Annotated in this window: 1 protein-coding gene and 1 pseudogene; both read left to right on the forward strand. The window is 72.3% G+C overall.

The window, feature by feature from the left end; genetic code table 11:
- The coding region (locus A7A76_RS26000) for a hypothetical protein (protein ID WP_206413811.1) at positions 1-431 on the forward strand (431 nt) is incomplete at its 5' end.
- A 318-nt stretch (positions 432-749) separates the two neighbouring features.
- A pseudogene (locus A7A76_RS24730) lies at positions 750-1,547 on the forward strand (hypothetical protein); the annotation flags it as partial.

Genomic DNA, 1,547 nt, shown 5'->3' on the forward strand with positions numbered 1-1,547 from the left:
GCGGCGATGGCGGTGGCGGCGGCCGCGGCGGCGATGGCGGCCGCGGCGACGACGGCGACAAGGACAAGAACCGCGCCGGTTACGGCGGCGATGGCGGCGACGGCGGCGATGGCGGTTACGGCGCGCCCGGCGGCGTTGGCGGCGACGGCGGCCAGATCGAACTGATCTACGACCGCCGCTTTCCGGAGCTGGCCGGGCTGTTGCGCATGGACGTGTCCGGCGGGCTCGGCGGCGACGGCGGCAGCGGCGGTTCCGGCGGCAGCGGCGGCGACGGCGGCCACGGTGGCCTGGGCTCGGGGCGCGATGGGCATTCGGGCGACTACGGCAGCAGCGGGCCGAGCGGTCCCGGCGGGCGCGCCGGTTTCGCCCGGATGCAGGCCGGCGAGGTGGCGGCGCAGTTCCGTGCCTTGCCGGGAGTGAAGCCCTTGTAGTGGTGAAGGCTGCGAGGGACGCGGCTGCCTTTTCGGGATCGATGCAGCGCCAGCGACGCTCTCGTCGCGGCAGCGTTGGAACGCAACGATGCAGTGAAGCCGCACCGGGATCGGCGCCTATCGGACGGCGCGTATCGGACGGCGTGTATCGGACGGCCTCGGCGGCGCGGCGGTCTCGCGCGGTGTCGCTCTCGCATTACGCACGGCTTCGACGCGGTGAGCGGCTCGCCGCCTCCGAGGCAGGGTTTAAGACGGTTTTAACGGCGGCAATGCGAGCCTGCCTTTCGACCGACCCACGCGCTGGCCGAAATGGATTTCATGCACCGCACAAGCTCCGCGTCTTCAGTCGTGCGCCGCGCGCTGGCGCCGCTCGCCTTGGTCGTCGCCGCACTGGCATCGAACGGCTGCAGCGCGGTGCGCACGATCGCCGGCGTCAATACCGTGTCGTTGCAGCAAGCCCGGGTCGATGCGATGGAAGTCGAGATCGGCACCGGCGCGCGGGTGATCTGCCCGCGCCAGCCGCTGCAAATGCATGTGGCGGTGTCGGCGCAACTGCCGGGCCAGGCGGCGCCGGCGACCTACGACACCTGGCGCGGCGTGCCGGGCATGCGCCGCAACGGCAAGCTGGATTTCGCCAATTTCGCGTTCTCCAGCGATCAGGGCCGGTTCGACGAGTGGGGCTGGTTCGAGCCCAATCCCGACATCCTGGCCACGGTCGACAGCGGTTTCACCATCGTCACCCAACTGCTGCATCCCAGTGCGGGATTGAGCGATCGCCGGCATTACGACGCGGACTACAGCTGCATCGTCAGCGCCGGCGTTCCCGGCGCGCCGGGCCGCGCCGGCACGGACGGTTCCAACGGCGCGTCCGGCGGCAGCGGCGGCAGCGGCCAGCGCGGAGGCGAGGGCGCGGCGGGCGCAGACGGCGGCCCCGGCGGCAACGGTTACGACGGGCCGCAGGTGCAGGTCTATGCGACCTACGTCAGGACGAAGCGCTATCCGAAACTGCTCGCCGTGCGCGTGCGCGGCGACATCAACGATTTCGTGCTCGCGCCGGCCGACCGGCCGCTGGCGCTGGTCGCGCGCGGCGGACAAGGCGGTCGCGGCGGCAGCGGC

Source organism: Lysobacter enzymogenes (assembly GCF_017168095.1).
GTDB lineage: Bacteria > Pseudomonadota > Gammaproteobacteria > Xanthomonadales > Xanthomonadaceae > Lysobacter > Lysobacter enzymogenes_D.